1 protein-coding gene and 1 tRNA gene are annotated in these 2,613 nt (G+C 34.1%); one reads left to right on the forward strand and one right to left on the reverse strand.

Going from position 1 to position 2,613, the window contains the following annotated elements; genetic code table 11:
* Positions 1-190: 190 nt before the first annotated feature.
* A complete protein-coding gene (locus ACFIKN_RS01985) occupies positions 191-1,342 on the reverse strand; it encodes a tyrosine-type recombinase/integrase (protein ID WP_375657830.1) in 1,152 nt (383 codons plus the stop codon).
* Between the two features lie 1,117 nt (positions 1,343-2,459).
* Here ACFIKN_RS01985 and ACFIKN_RS01990 point away from each other — a divergent pair.
* Positions 2,460-2,549 (forward strand) — tRNA-Ser (locus ACFIKN_RS01990).
* Positions 2,550-2,613: the final 64 nt, after the last annotated feature.

Consider the following 2,613-nt stretch of genomic DNA (forward strand, 5'->3'; position numbering starts at 1 on the left):
CAAATATCCGACTCTAAACATACTCTGAGACGCGCGAAATTCTTTAGAAAATGGTTTCTTAATTTTGCTCGTCTCATGGAGACTATCAATAATAGCTTTACACATTTAAAACTGTTATTTTCACAGAATTGGACATATCAAATTTCTCTCCAAAATAGCTAAAAACACTGCAGAGGTAATTGTAAAAATTCTATCCTGTTATAAATGAAGCCCACTGTTCCAAGAGAACATGTCGTTGTTCTAAAAAATCCGTTCGCATATAAGCTTTTGTCACTGAACTCCCGACTGAATGGGCAAGAACAGTTTCGGCAATCTCGAACGGTGTTGACGTTGTCTCTGCTATCCAATCCCGTAAACTTGAACGAAAACCATGGGGACGATAAGTCAAACTACAAACTGTCATATACTTTGCCATGGTGGCATCAGAAATGGGGTTGCCTGTAAGACCAGAAAAGAGAAAACCATTTTTTTCAAAGGGAAGAGACTTTTCAATCACTTTTAAAGCTTCATTACTCAATGGTACTCGAAAATCTGAAACCTTTCCTACAATGCCCTTCATATTTTCTTTAGGTATCGTCCATATATCTTTATCTATTTGTTCAAGACGCAAATAGCGCAATGGATATGACCGTACTCCAGTCAAAATCAAGAGCTTCAGTGCTAAATTTGAAAGGATCTTATCATCCAAGCTTTGATAAAATGCCGGAACCTCTTGCCATGGCATAGCAGGAATATTTGTTGATGTCGCACGTGGTTTTCCTAAAAGAGCGCGTGCCTTCATACAAGCCTGTAGATCAACATCTAAACCAAAAGCCGCAGCATATTTCAAGCAAATATTGATACGGTTAAGTGCTTTTCGCGCTGTGTCTGCTTTTTCATGCCAAAGGGGTGAGAGAACATTGCGAATAATATTGGCTGTTAATTTTTCTATAGGTAAATTACCTATGTGTGGAATCACGTGCAACTCTAGTGGAGAAAACCAGCGGCCGTTTTTACCTTCATTTTTCAACTCTGCTTTTTTGCTTTCAAAAGCCGCTTTTGCAATTTCTTGAAAAATATTGCTTTGCTGTTTTAAAATAGTCTGTTCTCGAAAGACAATAGGATCATTGCCTTCTTTAAGAATATCACTATAATGCCTAGCAAGCTCACGCGCTTCTTTTAAAGAGAGTTTTGTAACAGGACCAAGTCCCATTTCACGGCGCTTATTGTAGTGCGTATAGCGAAAAAACCAAGAGCGTGTATTGTCTTTTCGAACATTCAACCATAGCCCTGCCCCGTCACAATATTTACCCTGCGGAGACGTCTTTACGAATGATGCTGATAACCGATGAATCGCCCTCACTTAACGTCCCCTCTCGTCCACCTTTTCAAGCATTGCTCGTCCACCTTTTTGGGTCCACCTTTTAGACCACCTTTAATTTCTGATTTGAGATTTTTTCTTTAATACTTACTTTTTTTATTGAATCATAAAAAGCTATAGACATCAATACGCCCTTACACATCTTTATATACTTTGAATCTTGTTGCTAAAGCCTGATTCGCTCTCTGGGGGCACCATTTTTTTGTAAATAAATTTTTTATTTTACACATGCTTGTAAATGAATCGGCTTTTAAAACCTTGTCTGTTAAAGTTTATGCTTTCTGCTTCTGCATAATTTAGCGTTTTTAAGTTCTATTCTTGAAAAACTATGTAATACCTTAAAAAACTATCTATTGATCTAAGCGTATTGTTCAATAATTTTTTCTTCCATTCAAATTAACTTTTTGCTTATCCCACAGAAAAAGCATTATAAATATACCTAATTTCCAGTCATATCTAGAAGAAATTTTAAACTATCGATGCAAATCTTACATAAAATTTTATTCAAATAGTGCAAATCATCCATTCCCTCCAAGGTACTCTTTAGACGCACTAAATATCTGAATATTTTTATTTAAAAAATTAAAATCTTTTAAAGAGCTTTCTTATTGAATTGTACTTAATTTAAACTCAATAAAAACTTTCCTTGAATATATATGTCATTCTTACAAATTTATCTCTCATAAACTGTTAGAATGATAACATTTTCTTTTCGCCAATATGAACGATCTAAATAAAATAAATATCTGGAAAGGTAAAATAATTCAAAAATACACGACCGGAATTTAATATAATTTATCAAACATTTTCAACTAAACATTTCTTATTATTACGAAAACGATTGTTAGAACTTAAAAAAATATTGCTTTATAAAAAACTTTTAAACAGGAAAAAAATGATAAATATCATAATTACCTTTCATTTTTTCAGAAAAAACTATCATGTTTAGAAATGAAACTCTTAGATAACACACTCAAAAAATTAACTTATGAAGAATTATTTTAATTGAAACTTAAATAGTTTTACAAAGAACGCTTTAAAATGCGTATTAAAATGATTGACCTTTTACAAGAAATTTGTCAAAAAGCATATCTAGTTTGGAGGGGTGGCCGAGCGGTTTAAGGCACCGGTCTTGAAAACCGGCGTGCAGGAGACTGTACCGTGGGTTCGAATCCCACCCCCTCCGCCACAGCATTTTTATGGTGCTATAACTTTTTGATTCTGTGTAATCTTTTTTAAGGTTCGGGATAAAT

Origin of the sequence: Bartonella sp. CL436QHHD (assembly GCF_042195105.1) — a bacterium.
Classification (GTDB): domain Bacteria; phylum Pseudomonadota; class Alphaproteobacteria; order Rhizobiales; family Rhizobiaceae; genus Bartonella.